The organism is Streptomyces sp. SM18, from assembly GCF_002910775.2.
GTDB classification, from domain to species: domain Bacteria; phylum Actinomycetota; class Actinomycetes; order Streptomycetales; family Streptomycetaceae; genus Streptomyces; species Streptomyces halstedii.
Map to the genome: position 1 here is coordinate 4,331,643 of NZ_CP029342.1, position 18,562 is coordinate 4,350,204.

Below are 18,562 nucleotides of genomic sequence, written 5' to 3' on the forward strand. Positions count from 1 at the left end.
GCTCAGAGCTCGCCGCCGGGACCGGTACGGCCCTGCCGGGGCAGGCCCAGGACCCCGGCGGTCCCCCAGGCGGAAGCGTCGCGTACGGCACCGCCCCCGGGGGCCCGGTCCCCGTGCGCGCGGTACTCGCGTACGGCGCCGGTCCGGGCCACCACCCGGCCGCGGTGCACCACGATCCGGCTGTACGCCAGGGACAGCGCCCCCGGGAGGTCGTCGCCCCGTACGGCGAGCAGTTCCGCCGGGGACCCGGCCTCGACGCGTACCTCGGGCAGGCCCATGGCCGCCCTGGCGGTGGCGGAGACCGCGTCGTACGCGGCCGCCGCGTCCAGGCCGTGCTGGGCGGCCAGGAGGTACGCCGCCTCCAGCGGGTCCCCCCGGCCGACCGGGCGCGCGGCGTCGCGCAGGGCGCCGCTCCCGGCCGCCAGGCGTACCCCGGCGGCCCGCAGCAGTCCTGCCGGCGCCGTGTCACGCAGGCGCGAGCCGGCGCAGCCGCCCTGCGGGAGGCAGACCACCGTCACCCCGGCGGCGGCGAGCCGGTCGGCGGCCGCGGCGGCCATGTCCTCGGGCAGCCGGGAGAGGCCGCCGCACGGGCCGAGGGAGACTCCGGGGCCGAACGCGCCGGCCGTCGCGGCGAACCGGGCCAGGAGCGCCGGGTCGTCCGCGTCCGTGTGCAGGTCCACGGGGAGGCCGTGCCCGGCTGCGAGGCCGAGTACGGCTTCGGCGTGGCCACCCGGGTCGGGGTCCAGGTCCGGGCGGCCCCCGACGACGTCCGCACCCCGGTCCACCGCGTCGCGGAGCAGGGCGAGTCCGTCGGCCCCCGCGCGCCCGGTGAGGGGTCCGGAGACGGCGACGACGGTCAGGTCCATGAGCCCGCGCAGTGAGCGGCCGGCCTCCAGGACGGCGTCGAGCGGCGCGAGGCCCGTCCCGGTCGTGACGCGTACCTGGGCGCGCAGCGCGGTGGCGCCGTGGCTGAGCTGGAGGAGGGCGGCCTCGGTGGCGCGGCGCCGGACGTCGTCGGCGGTGAGCGCGCCGGCCTGTCCGGGGGAGGCGCTGTGCGCGCCGATCTGTCCGGTGGAGGCGGTGAGAGCGGTGTCGCTGTGGGCGTGCGGCTCGGCGGGGGCCGGCAGCAGGAGGTAGCCGCGCAGGTCCAGCCGAGTGCCCTGGGTGCCGAGGCTGCCGGCCGTGCCCACCGACTCGATACGCCGCCCGTCGATCAGGACGTCGGCGGTCCGCCCGTCGGAGAGCCGGACCCCGCTGAGCAGCAGGGTGGAGGGTCCGGGTCCGGGTCCGGCCGTACTGCCGCCGGGCCACTGCGGGCGGCTGTCGGGCATCGCGCTCCTGGAGGGGGCTGCGGGGGACACGGGACGGGACACGGGACCGCCGGGGCGTGATCACGTGGAGTGCGGCCGAGCCTAAGGGCTGTTCCGCCGGGTGCGACGGAACAGCCGATGGGTGTCCGGTTCCTCCCGGGGAGAGGTGGAATAGTCGTACGAGTGCGACCCTGGGGAGCAGGCGTTCCCCACGGGTGCTCCCAGGGCGGCGGGGCGCTTCCGAAAGAGGCCCGGCGAAGCGATCAAGGCCTGATCAGGGGCCGGATGGCCGAGGCGGCCGGGACGGGCGTCCGGAGCGGGTGCCGGGTCGCACGGAGGCCTCCGAAACGGATTTGGGCGATCGGCGGCCGACCGTGTAATGTCTTCCTCGCTCGCCCCAATAGCTCAGTCGGTAGAGCGTCTCCATGGTAAGGAGAAGGTCTGCGGTTCGATTCCGCATTGGGGCTCTGGTGATCGAGGGAACCCGCTTCGGCGGGGGATCTCATCATCAAAGCGGTGTAGCTCAGTCGGTAGAGCAAGCGGCTCATAATCGCTGTGTCACCGGTTCAAGTCCGGTCACCGCTACTTTCGGTAGCCGATTGCGGGGTCGGTCCTTCGATCGGCTACTCTTTTTTTGCGTTCATCCGTCCACCGTCCGTCCAAGGAGCACTCACGTGGCTGCCACCGACGTCCGCCCGAAGATCACGCTGGCCTGCGTGGAGTGCAAGGAGCGGAACTACATCACCAAGAAGAACCGGCGTAACAACCCGGACCGTCTTGAGATGAAGAAGCACTGCCCGCGCTGCAACTCGCACACCGCGCACCGCGAAACGCGCTGAAACAGGCTCGTACACGAGGCCGCCCCCACTGGGGGCGGCCTCGTGTCGTTGTGGTGGTGTGTTCCTCGCCCTGTTCCACTTTTTTCACCAGGAGGTAGCGGGCCCATGGCGCTCGACCAGTCCTTCGTGGGGCGGACCTATCCGCCCACCCCTGCCTACGAGGTCGGCCGGGAGAAGATCCGGGAGTTCGCGGAGGCGGTGGGTGACGCCAATCCCGCGTACGTGGATCCGGAGGCCGCCGAGGCTCTGGGGTATCCGGATGTGATCGCCCCGCCCACGTTCGTGTTCTCCATCACGTTCAAGGCCGCGGGTCTGGTGGTGCGGGACCCGCAGCTGGGCCTGGACTACAGCCGTGTGGTGCACGGCGACCAGAAGTTCGCGTACACGCGTCCCGTGCGGGCGGGCGACCGGCTCACGGTCACCTCGACGATCGAGTCCATCAAGTCGCTGGCGGGCAACGACGTCGTGGACGTCCGCGGCGAGGTGCACGACGCGTCGGGTGAGCACGTGGTGACCGCGTGGACGAAGCTGGTGGCGCGCGCCGCCGAGGAGGCGTGATGACGGCGAACAGGACCTACGAGTCCGTCGAGGTCGGTACGGAGCTGCCGGCGCAGACGTTCCCCGTGACGCGTGCCGCGCTCGTGCAGTACGCCGGAGCCTCGGGCGACTTCAACCCGATCCACTGGAACGAGCGGTTCGCCCGCGAGGTCGGACTGCCCGACGTGATCGCGCACGGCATGTTCACGATGGCCGAGGCGATCCGGGTGGTCACCGACTGGGTGGGCGATCCGGGCGCGGTCGTGGAGTACGGCGTGCGGTTCACCAAGCCCGTGGTCGTGCCGGACGACGACAAGGGCGCCACGGTCGAGGTCAGCGGCAAGGTGGCGGTCAAGCTGGACGACAACCTGGTGCGCGTGGACCTGGTCGCGATGAGCGACGGCAAGAAGGTGCTGGGTATGTCCCGCGCCGTGGTCCGGCTGGCCTGACGGCCGCCCGGACCCAGGTCAGGCTGCCGGGAGGCGGTGCGAAGGGGCGTCCTGGGGGCGCCCCTTCGCCGTAGCCGCCCCTGGACCCGGAGCCGGTGCGTCCGCCCCTCCCCGCGCCCGGGAACCAAGGCCCCCGGTGTACCCACTTGACGTAGTTAGTGATTAAGCAATAACTTACCTGCATGGCACGGATGAGCGCGGAGGACAGGCGGGAGAGCGCCGTGCGGGCGGCGGTCACGGAATTCGCCCGCGGCGGGTACAACGGCACTTCCACGGAGGCGATCGCCAAGCGGGTCGGCGTCTCGCAGCCCTACCTCTTCCGGCTCTTCCCCAACAAGCAGGCGCTCTTCCTGGCCGCGGCCGAACGCTGTCTGGAGGACACCCGGGCGGTGTTCCTCCGGGCCGCCGACGGCCTGGAGGGTGAAGAGGCGCTCCAGGCCATGGCGGCGGCGTACCAGCGGCTCATCGTCGAGGACCCCGACAAGCTGATGATGCAGATGCAGATGTACGCGGCCACCGCGGCGGCCGAGGCGGCGGGGGACCACGCGTTCGGGGAGCGGCTGCGCACCGGGTGGGAGCGGATGTGGGACGAGATCCACCTCGTCCTGGGGGCGGACCACGACGAGACCACGACGTTCCTCGCCTACGGCATGCTCATCAACACGCTGGCCTCGTTGGGCTTCCCGGCCGGCCACCGCGTGTGGGAGGGCTTCTACCTCTCGGCCCGGCCCACCGCCTGAGACGGCCCCGCCGGAACGGAACCGCGCGGGGCGCACCAGGAAGTTCCCGTACGGGGCGCACCAGGAAGTTTCCGGGCGCGCCGCCCATGACCCACCCGGGCTCGGCCCGGTTTTCTGTCCGCATAAGTTAGTCATTGATAACTAACCCTCTGGGGGGAACAGTGAAGCAGCAGGCATCCAGCCGCGGGGGAGCGGTCTGGGCCCTCGTCCTCACGAGTATCGCCGGGTTCATGGCGGCGCTCGACAACCTCGTCGTCACCACCGCCCTGCCGTCCATCCGCACGAGCCTGGGAGGCGAGCTGGCGGAGCTGGAATGGACGGTGAACGCCTACACCCTCACCTTCGCGGTCCTGCTGATGACCGGCGCCGCGCTCGGTGACCGCTTCGGCAGGCGCCGGCTCTTCCTGGCCGGTCTCGCCGTCTTCACCGCGGCCTCCGCCGCGGCCGCCCTCTCGCCCGGCATCGGCGCGCTCATCGCCTTCCGCGCCGTCCAGGGCGTCGGAGCCGCGGTCATGATGCCGCTCACCCTCACCCTGCTCACCGCCGCCGTACCGCCCGCCCGGCGCGGCATGGCCTACGGCGTCTTCGGCGCGGTCACCGGACTCGCGGTCGCCAGCGGTCCGCTGGTCGGCGGCAGTCTCACCGAACACCTCTCCTGGCAGTGGATCTTCTGGCTCAACGTGCCGGTCGGCCTGGTCCTGCTGCCCCTGGCACGGCTGCGGCTGGCCGAGTCGTACGCCCCGAAGGCACCCCTCGACATCCGCGGCACGGCCCTGGTCAGCGCGGGCCTCTTCGGCATCGTCTACGCACTGGTCAGCGCCACGGGCGACGGCTGGACCAGCCCCGGTGTACTGACCGGGCTGATCGCGGGGACGGCCCTGCTCGGCGCCTTCGTCCGCCACGGGTTCCGCGCCGCGCACCCGGTCCTGCCCATGCGGCTCTTCCGGAACCGGGCCTTCTTCGGGATCAACGTCGCCAGTCTGCTGATGTTCCTCGGCATGTTCGGCTCGATCTTCCTGCTCAGCCAGTTCCTCCAGAGCGCGCTGGGCTACTCGCCCACCGAGGCGGGTCTGCGCATGCTCCCCTGGACCGGGATGCCGATGCTGGTGGCGCCCGTCGCCGGATACCTCTCCGACCGGTTCGGCGGCCGCCCCGTCGTGGTGACCGGACTCGCCCTCCAGGCGCTGGGCCTCGGCCTCTTCGCGGCGGTCCTGGAACCGGACGTCGGATACGCCGCCCAGCTGCCCGGTCTGATCATCGGCGGCATCGGCATGGCCCTGTACTTCGCGCCCGCCTCCAGCCTGGTGATGTCCAGCGTCCGGCCGGGCGAGCAGGGCATGGCCTCCGGCGCCAACAACGCCCTCCGGGAGGTCGGCGGGGCGCTCGGCGTCGCCGTACTGGCCTCGGTCTTCTCGGCGCACGGCGGATACGGCTCCCCGCAGGCCTTCGCCGACGGCACCGTGCCCGCCGTCTGGATCGGCGCCGGGGTGGTGGCCCTCGCCGCGCTCGTGGCCCTGTTCATACCCGGCCGCCGCACGGCACAGGCCCCGGCACCCGAGACGGCGGACGCACGCGTGCCGCTCTCCGCCTGAGACGCGTACGGTCCATGGCCCCGCCCCGGGCCGTGGACCGTACTCTTGTCCCCGTGCAGGAACTCCACGACGCCCCCCTCGCCCCCCTGACCACCTTCCGGCTCGGCGGACCCGCGACCCGCCTGCTGACCGCCACCACGGACGACGAGGTGATCGCCGCCGTACGCGAAGCCGACCGGAGCGGCACCCCGCTGCTGGTCATCGGCGGCGGCTCCAACCTGGTGATCGGCGACAAGGGCTTCGACGGCACCGCCCTGCGCATCGCCACCAAGGGCTTCGCGCTCTCCGGTACGACGCTCGAACTGGCCGCCGGCGAGGTCTGGACCGACGCCGTGGCCCGCACGGTCGAGGCGGGACTGGCGGGCATCGAGTGCCTCGCCGGAATCCCCGGATCCGCCGGTGCCACCCCGATCCAGAACGTCGGCGCCTACGGGCAGGAGGTGTCCTCGGTCGTCACCGAGGTCGTCGCCTACGACCGGCACACCGGCGAGAGCGTCACCCTGCCCAACGAGGCGTGCGCCTTCGCCTACCGGCACAGTCGCTTCAAGGCCGAACCCGACCGTTACGTGGTGCTGCGCGTCCGGTTCGCGCTGGAGGACGCGGGAGGGCTCTCCGCGCCCCTGCGCTACCCGGAGACCGCCCGCGCCATGGGTGTCGGGCAGGGCGACCGGGTGCCCCTGGGCGAGGCCCGCGCGACCGTCCTGCGCCTGCGGGCCGGCAAGGGCATGGTGCTCGACCCGGACGACCACGACACCTGGTCGGCGGGGTCCTTCTTCACCAACCCGATCCTCGACGAGGAGGCGTACACCGCCTTCCTGGCGCGCGCCGGGGCCCGGCTGGGCGCCGACGTCACACCCCCGGCCTTCCCGGCCGGCGAGGGCCGCGTGAAGACGTCCGCCGCCTGGCTCATCGACAAGGCGGGCTTCACCAAGGGGTACGGCACCGGCTCCGCCCGCATCTCCACCAAGCACACGCTCGCCCTCACCAACCGCGGCGACGCGACCACCGAGGATCTGCTGATGCTCGCCCGCGAGGTCGTCGACGGGGTGCGCGAGGCCTTCGGGGTCACCCTCGTCAACGAACCGGTGACGGTCGGCGTCAGCCTCTGAGGGCGTCAGCCGGCGAGCCAGCCGTCGATCCCGCTCAGCATCGACGCGCGTACGTCCTCGGGCGCCGCCGAGCCGCGCACGGACTGCCGTGCCAGCTCGGCCAGTTCCTCGTCGGTGAACGCGTGGTGGCGGCGGACCAGGTCGTACTGGGCGGCCAGCCGCGAACCGAAGAGCAGCGGGTCGTCCGCCCCCAGCGCCATCGGGACCCCCGCGTCGAACAGGGTGCGCAGCGGCACGTCCGCGGGCTTCTCGTAGACGCCGAGCGCCACGTTGGACGCCGGGCACACCTCGCAGGTCACGCCCCGCTCGGCGAGCCTGCTCAGCAGCCGGGGGTCCTCCGCCGCCCGTACGCCGTGCCCGATCCGGGAGGCGTCCAGGTCGTCCAGGCAGTCCCGGACGCTCGCGGGCCCGGAGAGCTCACCGCCGTGCGGGGCGGCCAGCAGACCGCCTTCCCGGGCGATGGCGAAGGCCCGGTCGAAGTCGCGTGCCATGCCCCGGCGTTCGTCGTTGGACAGGCCGAAGCCGATGACACCCCGGTCCGCGTACCGCACGGCGAGCCGCGCCAGGGTCCGGGCGTCCAGCGGGTGCTTCATCCGGTTCGCCGCGATCACCACCCGGATCCCGAGCCCGGTCTCCCGCGACGCGCTGTCCACGGCGTCGAGGATGATCTCGATGGCCGGGATGAGCCCGCCCAGCAGGGGCGCGTACGAGGTGGGATCGACCTGGATCTCCAGCCACCCCGAGCCGTCCGCGACGTCCTCCATGGCGGTCTCCCGGACCAGCCGCTGGATGTCCTCCGGCTCACGCAGGCAGGAGCGGGCGATGTCGTAGAGGCGCTGGAAGCGGAACCAGCCACGCTCGTCGGTGGCCCGCAGCTGGGGCGGTTCGCCGCCGGTCAGCGCGTCGGGCAGGCGTACCCCGTACTTGTCCGCCAGTTCGAGCAGGGTCGTGGGCCGCATCGACCCGGTGAAGTGCAGATGCAGATGGGCCTTGGGCAACAGCCGTACGTCACGCTCCATTCAAGGATCTTGCCGCATCGGCGGGGTGTCGCGGTAGCCGGTTCCCGTCGAGGGTGACGCGTCGAACAAAAAGCGGCCCCCGGCGTCCTTGGTGCGGAACGCCGGGGGCCGGACCCCGTCACGGGGGTCAGGTTCAGTCGCGGGCCTCGCCCAGCAGCTTCTGGATCCGCGAGACACCCTCGGCCAGGTCCTCGTCGCCCAGGGCGTACGACAGCCGCAGGTAACCCGGCGTACCGAAGGCCTCGCCCGGTACGACGGCGACCTCGGCCTCGTCCAGGATGAGCGCGGCCAGCTCCACGGAGGAGGCCGGGCGCGTGCCGCGGATCTCCTTGCCGAGCAGCCCCTTCACCGACGGGTAGACGTAGAACGCGCCCTCGGGCTCGGGGCAGACGACGCCCTCGATCTCGTTGAGCATCCGCACGATCGTGCGGCGGCGGCGGTCGAAGGCGGTGCGCATCTCGGCGACCGCGTCCAGCGGACCGGAGACGGCGGCCAGCGCCGCGACCTGGGCGACGTTGCTCACGTTGGAGGTGGCGTGCGACTGGAGGTTGGTCGCGGCCTTGACGACGTCCTTCGGGCCGATGAGCCAGCCGACCCGCCAGCCGGTCATGGCGTACGTCTTGGCGACGCCGTTGACGACGACGCACCTGTCACGCAGCTCGGGCACGACCGCCGGGAGCGAGGTGAACGTCGCGTCGCCGTAGACCAGGTGCTCGTAGATCTCGTCGGTCATGACCCACAGGCCGTGCTCGACGGCCCAGCGGCCGATCGCCTCGGTGTCGGCCGCGCTGTAGACGGCACCGGTCGGGTTGGAGGGGGAGACGAACAGGACGACCTTGGTGCGCTCGGTGCGGGCCGCCTCCAGCTGCTCGACCGAGACGCGGTACCCGGTGGTCTCGTCGGCGACGACCTCGACCGGCACACCGCCGGCGAGACGGATGGACTCCGGGTAGGTGGTCCAGTACGGGGCGGGGACGATGACCTCGTCGCCCGGGTCGAGGATCGTGGCGAAGGCCTCGTAGATGGCCTGCTTGCCCCCGTTGGTCACCAGGATCTGGGAGGGGTCGACCTCGTAGCCGGAGTCGCGCAGCGTCTTCTCCGCGATGGCGGCCTTGAGCTCGGGGAGCCCGCCGGCCGGGGTGTAGCGGTGGTACTTCGGGTTGCGGCAGGCCTCGACCGCGGCGTCGACGATGTAGTCGGGGGTCGGGAAGTCGGGCTCGCCGGCGCCGAAGCCGATCACCGGACGTCCGGCGGCCTTGAGGGCCTTGGCCTTGGCGTCGACGGCGAGGGTGGCGGACTCGGAGATCGCACCGATGCGGGCGGAGACCCGGCGCTCGGACGGAGAAGTTGCAGCGCTCATGCCCCCCATGCTCGCAGACCGCAAACGCCGCCGGCACAGGGGTTTCAGGGACCGGACAGGACCCGGACAGCATCCGGACAGGACCGGTCGGTAGTTGTCTGTTCGACGCGGAGGCCCCGAGCACGTACACTCACCTGTCGTTGGCCTTCATCAGCCGCACCGTTTTCCCACTCGGGCCACCGGGGAGGATGCGGTAGGTTGGTGGATACCACAAAGGGTCGTAGCTCAATTGGTAGAGCACTGGTCTCCAAAACCAGCGGTTGGGGGTTCAAGTCCCTCCGGCCCTGCTACACACTCCTTCGCCAGGATGTGTGCGCATGTACGTACTTCAATGCACCGCCGTGCGGCTCCACCGGGCGCGGCACGGCCACGACCCGGAATCAGGTGAGTAGCGTGACGGACGCCGTGGGCTCCATCGACATGCCTGATGCCGAGGATGAAGCCCCCGAGTCGAAGAAGAGGCCTCGGAAGGGCGGCAAGCGCGGCAAGAAGGGCCCGCTGGGCCGCCTCGCGCTGTTCTACCGCCAGATCGTCGCCGAGCTGCGCAAGGTCGTTTGGCCCACGCGCAGTCAGCTGACGACGTACACCTCGGTCGTGATCGTCTTCGTGGTGGTCATGATCGGTCTCGTCACCGTGATTGACTTCGGATTCGCGCGGGCCGTGAAGTACGTCTTCGGCTGATCCCCGCGAAGGGCGCCTCACCGGCGCCCCTTTCGCATGTTCCACCCATTTGTATCCAGGAAGAAGCAGCCATCGTGTCTGACCCGAACCTGAACGACGACGCCGAGCCCACGGCGCGCGCCGTCGAGTCCGCCGAGGACGAGCTCGACATCGTCGAGGCGGCGGATGCCGTGGCTCCGGACCAGGCCGAAGCTGCTGACGCCGCGGCGGGCGAGCCCGCCGAGGAGGCCGCCACCACCACCGAGTCCGACGAGGAGGCGGAGGCCCGGGAGGCCGCCGCGTCCGACGGGACCGATGAGGCCGACGACGTGGAGAGCGCCGAGCCGGCCGCCCCCGTCGACGCCGTGGCCGCCCTCCGCGAGGAGCTGCGCGGCCTGCCCGGCGAGTGGTACGTCATCCACACGTACGCCGGTTACGAGAAGCGTGTGAAGGCCAACCTGGAGCAGCGCGCCGTCTCGCTCAACGTCGAGGACTTCATCTACCAGGCCGAGGTGCCCGAGGAAGAGATCGTCCAGATCAAGAACGGCGAGCGGAAGAACGTCCGTCAGAACAAGCTCCCCGGCTACGTCCTGGTGCGCATGGACCTGACGAACGAGTCCTGGGGCGTGGTCCGCAACACGCCCGGCGTCACCGGCTTCGTGGGCAACGCCTACGACCCGTACCCGCTGACCCTGGACGAGATCGTCAAGATGCTCGCCCCCGAGGCCGAGGAGAAGGCCGCCCGTGAGGCCGCCGAGGCCGAGGGCAAGCCGGCTCCGGCCCGCAAGGTCGAGGTCCAGGTGCTGGACTTCGAGGTCGGCGACTCGGTCACCGTCACCGACGGCCCGTTCGCGACGCTCCAGGCGACGATCAACGAGATCAACGCCGACTCGAAGAAGGTCAAGGGCCTCGTCGAGATCTTCGGCCGCGAGACCCCGGTCGAGCTGAGCTTCGACCAGATCCAGAAGAACTAGCGGCTTCCGCACCTTCTGGACACATGCCTACCGAGCAGGTCAGACCGGCGGTGAACCCGGTCTGACCTGCTCGGTTTTTGGTCGCACAGCTATACCCGTTATCGTTGTGCGGTATGCCTCCATCCGGATGACCGGTATGGCGGCGAAACACTCTCACTAGGACCCGGAGAGAGCAATGCCTCCCAAGAAGAAGAAGGTCACGGGGCTTATCAAGCTCCAGATCAACGCCGGCGCGGCCAACCCGGCGCCGCCGGTCGGTCCCGCGCTGGGCCAGCACGGCGTCAACATCATGGAGTTCTGCAAGGCCTACAACGCCGCGACCGAGTCGCAGCGTGGCATGGTCGTGCCGGTGGAGATCACGGTCTACGACGACCGCTCCTTCACCTTCGTCACCAAGACCCCGCCGGCCGCCAAGCTGATCCTCAAGGCCGCGGGTGTGGAGAAGGGCTCGGGCGAGCCGCACAAGAACAAGGTCGCCAAGCTCACGGCCGACCAGGTGCGCGAGATCGCCACGACGAAGCTCCCCGACCTCAACGCCAACGACCTCGACGCCGCGTCGAAGATCATCGCCGGCACCGCCCGTTCCATGGGCATCACGGTCGAAGGCTGAGTCAGCCCCGTACGTCCTCAGTGGTAGGGCCAAGCGCTGGTCCGCACCACGACTCCGCACTCTGAAAACCTCAGGAGCAGCAGTGAAGCGCAGCAAGAACCTCCGCGCTGCGGACGCCAAGATCGACCGGGAGCGTACCTACGCCCCGCTCGAGGCCGTCCGCCTCGCCAAGGAGACCGCCACCACGAAGTTCGACGGCACCGTCGAGGTCGCCTTCCGCCTGGGTGTCGACCCGCGCAAGGCCGACCAGATGGTCCGTGGCACCGTGAACCTCCCGCACGGCACCGGCAAGACCGCCCGGGTCCTGGTCTTCGCGACCGGTGACCGTGCTGCGGCCGCGGAAGCCGCGGGCGCCGACATCGTCGGCGCCGACGAGCTCATCGACGAGGTGGCGAAGGGCCGTCTGGACTTCGACGCCGTCGTCGCCACGCCGGACCTCATGGGCAAGGTCGGCCGCCTGGGCCGCGTGCTCGGTCCGCGTGGTCTGATGCCGAACCCGAAGACCGGCACCGTCACCCCCGACGTCGTGAAGGCCGTCAACGACATCAAGGGCGGCAAGATCGAGTTCCGCGTCGACAAGCACTCGAACCTGCACTTCATCATCGGCAAGGTCTCCTTCGACGAGACGAAGCTGGTCGAGAACTACGGCGCGGCCCTGGAGGAGATCCTCCGCCTCAAGCCGTCCGCCGCGAAGGGCCGCTTCATCAAGAAGGCGTCCCTGACCACCACGATGGGCCCCGGCATCCCGCTGGACGCCAACCGTGTGCGCAACCTCCTGGTCGAGGAGGACCCGGCCGCCGTCTGATCCTGACGGCTGTCGCGGATCCCGTGACCTGAAGCCCGCCCCCGCGACTCCCCGGAGCCGCGGGGGCGGGCTTTACCCGTTGTTGTCTTGTCAGCGGCGTGCGTTACGGTGCAGTGAGTTGAGAAACGAACAACAGGGGGTGGGGGCATGAGCACGTCCGCATGGAGGCGCGCCGGTGCGTCGTTGGTGGCCGCGATCGTGATCGCCGGTGTCGCCGGCTGTCAGAGCGGTGAGAAGGACAAGGCGGCCGACGCGCCGAAGGCGGAGAACCGCTCGGGGTCCGCGGCGACGCAGGTCCTGACGGCGGCGTACAAGAAGACCGCGGCGGCCGGGTCGGCCAAGGTGCGCATGACGATGGAGCTGCCCGCCTCGGCGGACGGCGGCGGCACCATGGAGATGTCCGGCACGATGGGGTGGAACCCCAACACGATGGACATGACGATGAAGGGCGAGGCCTTCAAGGTCTCCCCGGACGCGCCCGAGCAGATACGCATGGTCATGCTCGACAACGTCATGTACATGGACATGGGCGAGAAGGCCGCGTCCGGCATGGACGGCAAGCGCTGGATGAAGATGGACGTCGCCGCCATGGCGGAGGCGTCCGGTGACGAGGCCGCGCAGAAGCAGCTCACCGGAGGCATGGAGAACGCCAACCAGGACCCGTCCCAGCAGCTGGCCATGCTGCTGGAGTCGCCGAACCTCAAGCACGTGGGGGCGGAGAAGATCGACGGCGTCGACACCGAGCACTACAAGGGTTCCCTCGCGGTCGACGAGATGATGGACACCAACAAGTCGCTCGACGTCCTCACGGAGAAGGAGCGCAAGGACCTGCTGGACTCCGTCAAGAAGGCAGGGATCACGGGATACGACACCGAGGTCTGGGTCGACAAGGAGGGCTACCCGATCCGCATGGACATCGGGATCGACAGCGCGGAGGGCAAGATCCGGATGGTCGCCGACTACTCGGACTACGGCACCGCGACCGCCGTCAAGGCGCCGCCCGCCGACGAGACCTTCGACCTGATGGAGATGCTCGCGGAGGCCGGTGCGGGCGCGGACGCCGCGAATTCCTGACCCGGCCGGGCCGGCGGGGTTCACCCCGTCGGCCCGATTTGCCTGACCGGCAGCCGGTCCATTAGTCTTCCCCAGAAGCCAAAGACCGCTGGTCGTCGCTGTGCTCTCGTAAGAGGGCCGGTGACCGAAGGATCCGTCAAGAACGGACGACCTGCGCAGGTGACTGTGGAATGCTCCCGGATCCCGTCCGGTCTCCCGGATTTCGGTTCGGTCGAGCTACGCCCTGGCACCCGCGCCGGGGCGTTTCGTCTTTCCCGGCCCCTTCTGAGCGGTCCTCATCACCCGGAAGGAGGCCGACGCTCATGGCAAGGCCCGACAAGGCTGCCGCGGTGGCCGAGCTGACGGACCAGTTCCGCAGCTCGAACGCCGCCGTGCTGACCGAGTACCGGGGTCTCACCGTGGCCCAGCTCAAGGAGCTGCGCCGTTCGCTCGGTGAGAACGCCCAGTACGCCGTGGTGAAGAACACGCTGACCAAGATTGCGGCCAACGAGGCCGGGATCGACGCGCTGGACGACCTGTTCACGGGTCCGACGGCGGTTGCCTTCGTCACCGGTGACCCGGTGGAGTCGGCGAAGGGTCTTCGTGACTTCGCCAAGGACAACCCCAGTCTCGTCATCAAGGGCGGTGTCCTTGACGGCAAGGCGCTGTCCGCCGACGAGATCAAGAAGCTTGCGGACCTCGAGTCCCGCGAGGTTCTGCTCTCCAAGCTGGCCGGTGCCATGAAGGGCAAGCAGTCTCAGGCTGCCGCTCTCTTCCAGGCGCTGCCCTCGAAGTTCGTCCGCACCGCGGAGGCGCTTCGTGCCAAGAAGGAAGAGCAGGGCGGTGCCGGTACTCCGGCTCCCGCCGAGGCCGCCGAGTAATCACGCTCAGCGGTCCAGCGGGCTCCACGTACGCCCGCCGACACATACATCCGGCACCAGCCGAATAGTGGAAGGACGCCTGTCATGGCGAAGCTGTCCCAGGACGACCTGCTCGAGCAGTTCGAAGGCATGACCCTCATCGAGCTCTCCGAGTTCGTGAAGGCCTTCGAGGAGAAGTTCGACGTCACCGCCGCCGCTCCGGCCGCCGTCGTCGCCGCGGGCCCGGGTGCTCCGGCCGCCGAGGCCGCCGCCGAGCAGGACGAGTTCGACGTCATCCTCACCGGCGCCGGTGAGAAGAAGATCCAGGTCATCAAGGTCGTGCGTGAGCTGACCTCGCTGGGTCTGAAGGAGGCCAAGGACCTCGTCGACGGCACCCCGAAGCCGGTCCTCGAGAAGGTCGCCAAGGAGGCCGCGGACAAGGCTGCCGAGTCCCTCAAGGCCGCCGGCGCCTCCGTCGAGGTCAAGTGACCCCTGGAGTCTCCGGACTCCTGTAGGGCCCCCTGCCGCGAGGCGGGGACGTCACTTCGCGAAGGGCGATCACCCATCCGGGTGGTCGCCCTTCGGCGTGCTCCGGGAGGCTGCCTTGATCTTCTGCCGGTGACGAGTAGGGTGATCTTCGCCGTGCGTTCCTCCGGGGGCGTCAACCGGGGTCCCCGGGCGACGGGTGAAGATCGCGGGGGGCCCGTCCGGGCCTCGGGGCCTTGACGAACCGCACGCGGCGCGCAATTCTCAGGACGCGTCGTCATCTCGATCCGGTTCCGAGGCATGGATCGTGAGCGAAGAGGGCAGTAAAGAAGAGCGCGCACCGCGCGAGGTCTATTCATAGGTGTTGAGAACAGCTGTTGCGAGCTACGTGGGTCTCTGAGTACCCCGACTGGACATCAGTGTGGCACTTGGCTACACTGACCCTTTGCGCTGCCTGTTAGCTGCCTCCTGCCCGTCACCAGGGGCATGCCCACGCCTAGCACCGATGACCGGATCTTCCCTGACCTGGGGATTTCTGTCGCTGTGTGGGGCTTGGGGCCGGTACGCGCGTAGTGAGTCCGAGCCCTCGGAAGGACCCCCTCTTGGCCGCCTCGCGCAACGCCTCGACCTCGAATACGAACAACGGTGCCAGCACCGCCCCGCTGCGCATCTCTTTTGCAAAGATCAAGGAGCCCCTCGAGGTTCCGAACCTCCTCGCGCTGCAGACCGAGAGCTTCGACTGGCTCCTCGGCAACGCCGCGTGGAAGGCTCGCGTCGAGGCTGCTCTGGACAGCGGACAAGACGTCCCCACCAAGTCCGGCCTGGAGGAGATCTTCGAGGAGATCTCCCCGATCGAGGACTTCTCCGGGTCGATGTCGCTCACCTTCCGCGACCACCGCTTCGAGCCCCCGAAGAACTCGATCGACGAGTGCAAGGAGCGCGACTTCACGTTCGCCGCCCCGCTCTTCGTCACCGCCGAGTTCACCAACAACGAGACCGGCGAGATCAAGTCCCAGACGGTCTTCATGGGCGACTTCCCGCTCATGACCAACAAGGGCACCTTCGTCATCAACGGCACCGAGCGTGTCGTCGTGTCGCAGCTCGTCCGCTCGCCGGGCGTGTACTTCGACTCCTCCATCGACAAGACGTCCGACAAGGACATCTTCTCCGCCAAGATCATCCCTTCCCGGGGTGCCTGGCTGGAGATGGAGATCGACAAGCGCGACATGGTCGGTGTCCGTATCGACCGCAAGCGCAAGCAGTCCGTCACCGTCCTCCTGAAGGCCCTCGGCTGGACCACCGAGCAGATCCTGGAGGAGTTCGGCGAGTACGAGTCCATGCGCGCCACCCTGGAGAAGGACCACACCCAGGGGCAGGACGACGCGCTGCTCGACATCTACCGCAAGCTGCGCCCGGGTGAGCCGCCCACGCGCGAGGCCGCCCAGACGCTGCTGGAGAACCTCTACTTCAACCCGAAGCGCTACGACCTCGCGAAGGTCGGCCGCTACAAGGTGAACAAGAAGCTCGGCGCCGACGAGCCCCTCGACGCCGGTGTCCTCACCAGCGACGACATCATCGCCACCATCAAGTACCTGGTGAAGCTGCACGCCGGCGAGACCGAGACGATCGGTGAGTCGGGCCGGGAGATCGTCGTCGAGACCGACGACATCGACCACTTCGGCAACCGCCGCCTGCGCAACGTCGGCGAGCTCATCCAGAACCAGGTCCGTACGGGTCTCGCCCGTATGGAGCGGGTCGTGCGCGAGCGCATGACCACCCAGGACGTCGAGGCGATCACGCCGCAGACCCTGATCAACATCCGGCCGGTCGTCGCCTCCATCAAGGAGTTCTTCGGCACCAGCCAGCTGTCGCAGTTCATGGACCAGAACAACCCGCTGTCGGGTCTCACCCACAAGCGCCGTCTGTCGGCGCTCGGCCCGGGTGGTCTCTCGCGTGAGCGGGCCGGCTTCGAGGTCCGTGACGTGCACCCGTCGCACTACGGACGCATGTGCCCGATCGAGACCCCCGAAGGCCCGAACATCGGTCTGATCGGTTCGCTCGCCTCGTACGGCCGCGTCAACGCGTTCGGCTTCATCGAGACGCCGTACCGCAAGGTCGTCGACGGCCAGGTCACCGACGACGTCGACTACATCACGGCCGACGAGGAAGACCGCTTCGTCATCGCCCAGGCGAACGCGACGCTCTCCGACGAGCTGCGCTTCACCGAGCCCCGCGTCCTGGTCCGCCGCCGTGGCGGGGAGGTCGACTACGTGCCCGGCACGGAGGTCGACTACATGGACGTCTCGCCGCGCCAGATGGTGTCCGTCGCCACCGCGATGATCCCGTTCCTGGAGCACGACGACGCCAACCGCGCCCTCATGGGCGCGAACATGATGCGCCAGGCGGTGCCGCTCATCAAGTCCGAGGCCCCGCTCGTGGGCACCGGCATGGAGTACCGCTGCGCCACCGACGCCGGTGACGTCCTGAAGGCCGAGAAGGACGGTGTGGTCCAGGAGGTCTCCGCGGACTACATCACCGTCACCAACGACGACGGCACGTACACCACGTACCGCATCGCCAAGTTCTCGCGCTCCAACCAGGGCACCTCGGTCAACCAGAAGGTCGTCGTCTCCGAGGGTGAGCGCGTCATCGAGGGCCAGGTCCTCGCCGACGGGCCGGCCACCGAGAACGGTGAGATGGCGCTCGGCAAGAACCTTCTCGTGGCGTTCATGCCGTGGGAGGGCCACAACTACGAGGACGCGATCATCCTGTCGCAGCGCCTCGTGCAGGACGACGTCCTCTCCTCGATCCACATCGAGGAGCACGAGGTCGACGCCCGTGACACCAAGCTCGGCCCGGAGGAGATCACCCGGGACATCCCGAACGTCTCCGAAGAGGTCCTCGCCGACCTCGACGAGCGCGGCATCATCCGCATCGGTGCCGAGGTCGTCGCCGGTGACATCCTCGTCGGCAAGGTCACGCCCAAGGGTGAGACCGAGCTGACCCCGGAGGAGCGCCTGCTCCGCGCGATCTTCGGTGAGAAGGCGCGCGAGGTGCGCGACACCTCCCTGAAGGTGCCGCACGGCGAGATCGGCAAGGTCATCGGCGTCCGCGTCTTCGACCGCGAAGAGGGCGACGAGCTGCCGCCGGGCGTGAACCAGCTGGTCCGCGTCTACGTCGCGCAGAAGCGCAAGATCACCGACGGTGACAAGCTCGCCGGCCGCCACGGCAACAAGGGCGTCATCTCGAAGATCCTGCCGATCGAGGACATGCCGTTCCTGGAGGACGGCACCCCGGTCGACATCATCCTCAACCCGCTGGGTGTCCCGTCCCGGATGAACCCGGGACAGGTCCTGGAGATCCACCTCGGCTGGCTCGCCAGCCGCGGCTGGGACGTCTCCGGCCTCGCTGACGAGTGGGCCCAGCGCCTGCAGGCCATCGGCGCCGACCAGGTCGCCCCCGGCACCAACGTCGCCACGCCCGTCTTCGACGGTGCGCGCGAGGACGAGATCTCCGGTCTCTTCGGAGCCACGATCCCGAACCGCGACGGCGACCGCCTGGTCCAGCCGTCCGGCAAGGCCCAGCTGTTCGACGGCCGCTCCGGCGAGCCGTTCCCGGACCCGGTCTCGGTCGGGTACATGTACATCCTCAAGCTGCACCACCTGGTCGACGACAAGCTGCACGCCCGTTCGACCGGCCCGTACTCCATGATCACGCAGCAGCCGCTGGGTGGTAAGGCGCAGTTCGGTGGTCAGCGATTCGGCGAGATGGAGGTGTGGGCCCTTGAGGCCTACGGCGCCGCGTACGCCCTCCAGGAGCTCCTGACGATCAAGTCCGACGACGTCACCGGCCGTGTGAAGGTCTACGAGGCGATCGTCAAGGGCGAGAACATCCCGGAGCCGGGCATCCCCGAGTCCTTCAAGGTGCTCATCAAGGAGATGCAGTCGCTCTGCCTCAACGTGGAGGTGCTGTCCTCGGACGGCATGTCCATCGAGATGCGCGACACCGACGAGGACGTCTTCCGCGCGGCGGAGGAGCTCGGTATCGACCTGTCCCGGCGCGAGCCGAGCAGCGTCGAAGAGGTCTGACGGGCCGGCCGGCCGGATCCCCGTGATCCGGCCGGCCCTCCCCGGACCCGTTCAGACCATTGCTGAAGTGC

The 18,562-nt window shown here is 69.5% G+C and carries 17 protein-coding genes and 3 tRNA genes; 17 read left to right on the forward strand and 3 right to left on the reverse strand.

Annotated elements, in window-relative coordinates; translation table 11 throughout:
- Window positions 1-2 precede the first annotated feature (2 nt).
- Window positions 3-1,331, reverse strand: a complete 1,329-nt coding sequence (locus tag B9S64_RS19690) for a hydrolase (protein ID WP_109492075.1) — start codon at window positions 1,329-1,331, stop codon at window positions 3-5.
- A gap of 373 nt (window positions 1,332-1,704) precedes the next feature.
- Here B9S64_RS19690 and B9S64_RS19695 point away from each other — a divergent pair.
- The 8 genes from B9S64_RS19695 to B9S64_RS19730 all read left to right on the forward strand — a co-directional run bounded on the left by B9S64_RS19695 (window position 1,705) and on the right by B9S64_RS19730 (window position 6,576).
- Window positions 1,705-1,777: transfer RNA gene (locus B9S64_RS19695), tRNA-Thr, on the forward strand.
- 45 nt (window positions 1,778-1,822) lie between these two features.
- Window positions 1,823-1,895 (forward strand) — tRNA-Met (locus tag B9S64_RS19700).
- 89 nt (window positions 1,896-1,984) lie between these two features.
- Window positions 1,985-2,149 (forward strand): 50S ribosomal protein L33, encoded by a 165-nt coding sequence (gene rpmG / locus B9S64_RS19705; protein ID WP_003956487.1) that lies wholly within the window; start codon window positions 1,985-1,987, stop codon window positions 2,147-2,149.
- A gap of 105 nt (window positions 2,150-2,254) precedes the next feature.
- Complete coding sequence (locus B9S64_RS19710) at window positions 2,255-2,707, forward strand: MaoC family dehydratase N-terminal domain-containing protein (RefSeq protein ID WP_103491253.1); 453 nt, start codon at window positions 2,255-2,257, stop codon at window positions 2,705-2,707.
- Window positions 2,707-3,135, forward strand: coding sequence for a MaoC family dehydratase (locus B9S64_RS19715; RefSeq protein ID WP_103491254.1), 429 nt, complete (start codon window positions 2,707-2,709; stop codon window positions 3,133-3,135). The genes B9S64_RS19710 and B9S64_RS19715 overlap by 1 nt, the downstream gene beginning before the upstream one ends.
- Before the next feature lie 191 nt (window positions 3,136-3,326).
- Window positions 3,327-3,875: a TetR/AcrR family transcriptional regulator gene (locus B9S64_RS19720; protein WP_093819744.1), complete on the forward strand. Its 549-nt coding sequence runs from the start codon at window positions 3,327-3,329 to the stop codon at window positions 3,873-3,875.
- Window positions 3,876-4,036: 161 nt separating this feature from the next.
- The gene (locus tag B9S64_RS19725; RefSeq protein WP_103491255.1) at window positions 4,037-5,467 is read left to right on the forward strand and encodes a DHA2 family efflux MFS transporter permease subunit; all 1,431 of its coding nucleotides are present in this window, start codon (window positions 4,037-4,039) and stop codon (window positions 5,465-5,467) included.
- 53 nt (window positions 5,468-5,520) lie between these two features.
- Window positions 5,521-6,576: a UDP-N-acetylmuramate dehydrogenase gene (locus B9S64_RS19730; RefSeq protein ID WP_181012285.1), complete on the forward strand. Its 1,056-nt coding sequence runs from the start codon at window positions 5,521-5,523 to the stop codon at window positions 6,574-6,576.
- A gap of 5 nt (window positions 6,577-6,581) precedes the next feature.
- Here B9S64_RS19730 and B9S64_RS19735 read toward each other — a convergent pair whose 3' ends face one another.
- Both B9S64_RS19735 and B9S64_RS19740 read right to left on the reverse strand, forming a co-directional pair.
- Window positions 6,582-7,595 carry an adenosine deaminase gene (locus B9S64_RS19735; protein ID WP_030632157.1) on the reverse strand — a complete coding sequence of 338 codons (1,014 nt, stop codon included), beginning with the start codon at window positions 7,593-7,595 and terminating at the stop codon, window positions 6,582-6,584.
- A 133-nt stretch (window positions 7,596-7,728) separates the two neighbouring features.
- Complete coding sequence (locus B9S64_RS19740; RefSeq protein WP_103491267.1) at window positions 7,729-8,955, reverse strand: pyridoxal phosphate-dependent aminotransferase; 1,227 nt, start codon at window positions 8,953-8,955, stop codon at window positions 7,729-7,731.
- A gap of 214 nt (window positions 8,956-9,169) precedes the next feature.
- Here B9S64_RS19740 and B9S64_RS19745 point away from each other — a divergent pair.
- From B9S64_RS19745 to rpoB, 9 genes are all read left to right on the forward strand, one after another.
- A tRNA-Trp gene (locus B9S64_RS19745) sits at window positions 9,170-9,242 on the forward strand.
- Window positions 9,243-9,348: 106 nt separating this feature from the next.
- Window positions 9,349-9,636 carry a preprotein translocase subunit SecE gene (secE, locus tag B9S64_RS19750; RefSeq protein WP_028439272.1) on the forward strand — a complete coding sequence of 96 codons (288 nt, stop codon included), beginning with the start codon at window positions 9,349-9,351 and terminating at the stop codon, window positions 9,634-9,636.
- A gap of 74 nt (window positions 9,637-9,710) precedes the next feature.
- Window positions 9,711-10,589, forward strand: coding sequence for a transcription termination/antitermination protein NusG (gene nusG, locus B9S64_RS19755; RefSeq protein ID WP_103491257.1), 879 nt, complete (start codon window positions 9,711-9,713; stop codon window positions 10,587-10,589).
- A gap of 175 nt (window positions 10,590-10,764) precedes the next feature.
- Complete coding sequence (gene rplK, locus B9S64_RS19760; RefSeq protein ID WP_103491258.1) at window positions 10,765-11,199, forward strand: 50S ribosomal protein L11; 435 nt, start codon at window positions 10,765-10,767, stop codon at window positions 11,197-11,199.
- 82 nt (window positions 11,200-11,281) lie between these two features.
- A complete protein-coding gene (rplA, locus tag B9S64_RS19765) occupies window positions 11,282-12,004 on the forward strand; it encodes a 50S ribosomal protein L1 (protein ID WP_103491259.1) in 723 nt (240 codons plus the stop codon).
- A gap of 147 nt (window positions 12,005-12,151) precedes the next feature.
- Window positions 12,152-13,078: a hypothetical protein gene (locus B9S64_RS19770; RefSeq protein WP_103491260.1), complete on the forward strand. Its 927-nt coding sequence runs from the start codon at window positions 12,152-12,154 to the stop codon at window positions 13,076-13,078.
- Window positions 13,079-13,380: 302 nt separating this feature from the next.
- A complete protein-coding gene (rplJ, locus tag B9S64_RS19775; protein ID WP_028439267.1) occupies window positions 13,381-13,938 on the forward strand; it encodes a 50S ribosomal protein L10 in 558 nt (185 codons plus the stop codon).
- An 84-nt stretch (window positions 13,939-14,022) separates the two neighbouring features.
- A complete protein-coding gene (gene rplL, locus B9S64_RS19780; RefSeq protein WP_103491261.1) occupies window positions 14,023-14,406 on the forward strand; it encodes a 50S ribosomal protein L7/L12 in 384 nt (127 codons plus the stop codon).
- A 599-nt stretch (window positions 14,407-15,005) separates the two neighbouring features.
- Window positions 15,006-18,491, forward strand: a complete 3,486-nt coding sequence (rpoB, locus tag B9S64_RS19790) for a DNA-directed RNA polymerase subunit beta (protein ID WP_103491262.1) — start codon at window positions 15,006-15,008, stop codon at window positions 18,489-18,491.
- The last annotated feature ends 71 nt before the right edge of the window (window positions 18,492-18,562 follow it).

Coding starts and splice junctions, on each gene's coding strand:
- B9S64_RS19770 (WP_103491260.1), top strand. CDS start 12,152: ATGAGCACGTCCGCATGGAGGCGCGCCGGTGCGTCGTTGGTGGCCGCG.
- B9S64_RS19715 (WP_103491254.1), top strand. CDS start 2,707: ATGACGGCGAACAGGACCTACGAGTCCGTCGAGGTCGGTACGGAGCTG.
- B9S64_RS19720 (WP_093819744.1), top strand. CDS start 3,327: ATGAGCGCGGAGGACAGGCGGGAGAGCGCCGTGCGGGCGGCGGTCACG.
- B9S64_RS19735 (WP_030632157.1), bottom strand. CDS start 7,595: ATGGAGCGTGACGTACGGCTGTTGCCCAAGGCCCATCTGCATCTGCAC.
- rplJ (WP_028439267.1), top strand. CDS start 13,381: ATGGCAAGGCCCGACAAGGCTGCCGCGGTGGCCGAGCTGACGGACCAG.
- B9S64_RS19740 (WP_103491267.1), bottom strand. CDS start 8,955: ATGAGCGCTGCAACTTCTCCGTCCGAGCGCCGGGTCTCCGCCCGCATC.
- B9S64_RS19710 (WP_103491253.1), top strand. CDS start 2,255: ATGGCGCTCGACCAGTCCTTCGTGGGGCGGACCTATCCGCCCACCCCT.
- rplL (WP_103491261.1), top strand. CDS start 14,023: ATGGCGAAGCTGTCCCAGGACGACCTGCTCGAGCAGTTCGAAGGCATG.
- B9S64_RS19690 (WP_109492075.1), bottom strand. CDS start 1,331: ATGCCCGACAGCCGCCCGCAGTGGCCCGGCGGCAGTACGGCCGGACCC.
- rplK (WP_103491258.1), top strand. CDS start 10,765: ATGCCTCCCAAGAAGAAGAAGGTCACGGGGCTTATCAAGCTCCAGATC.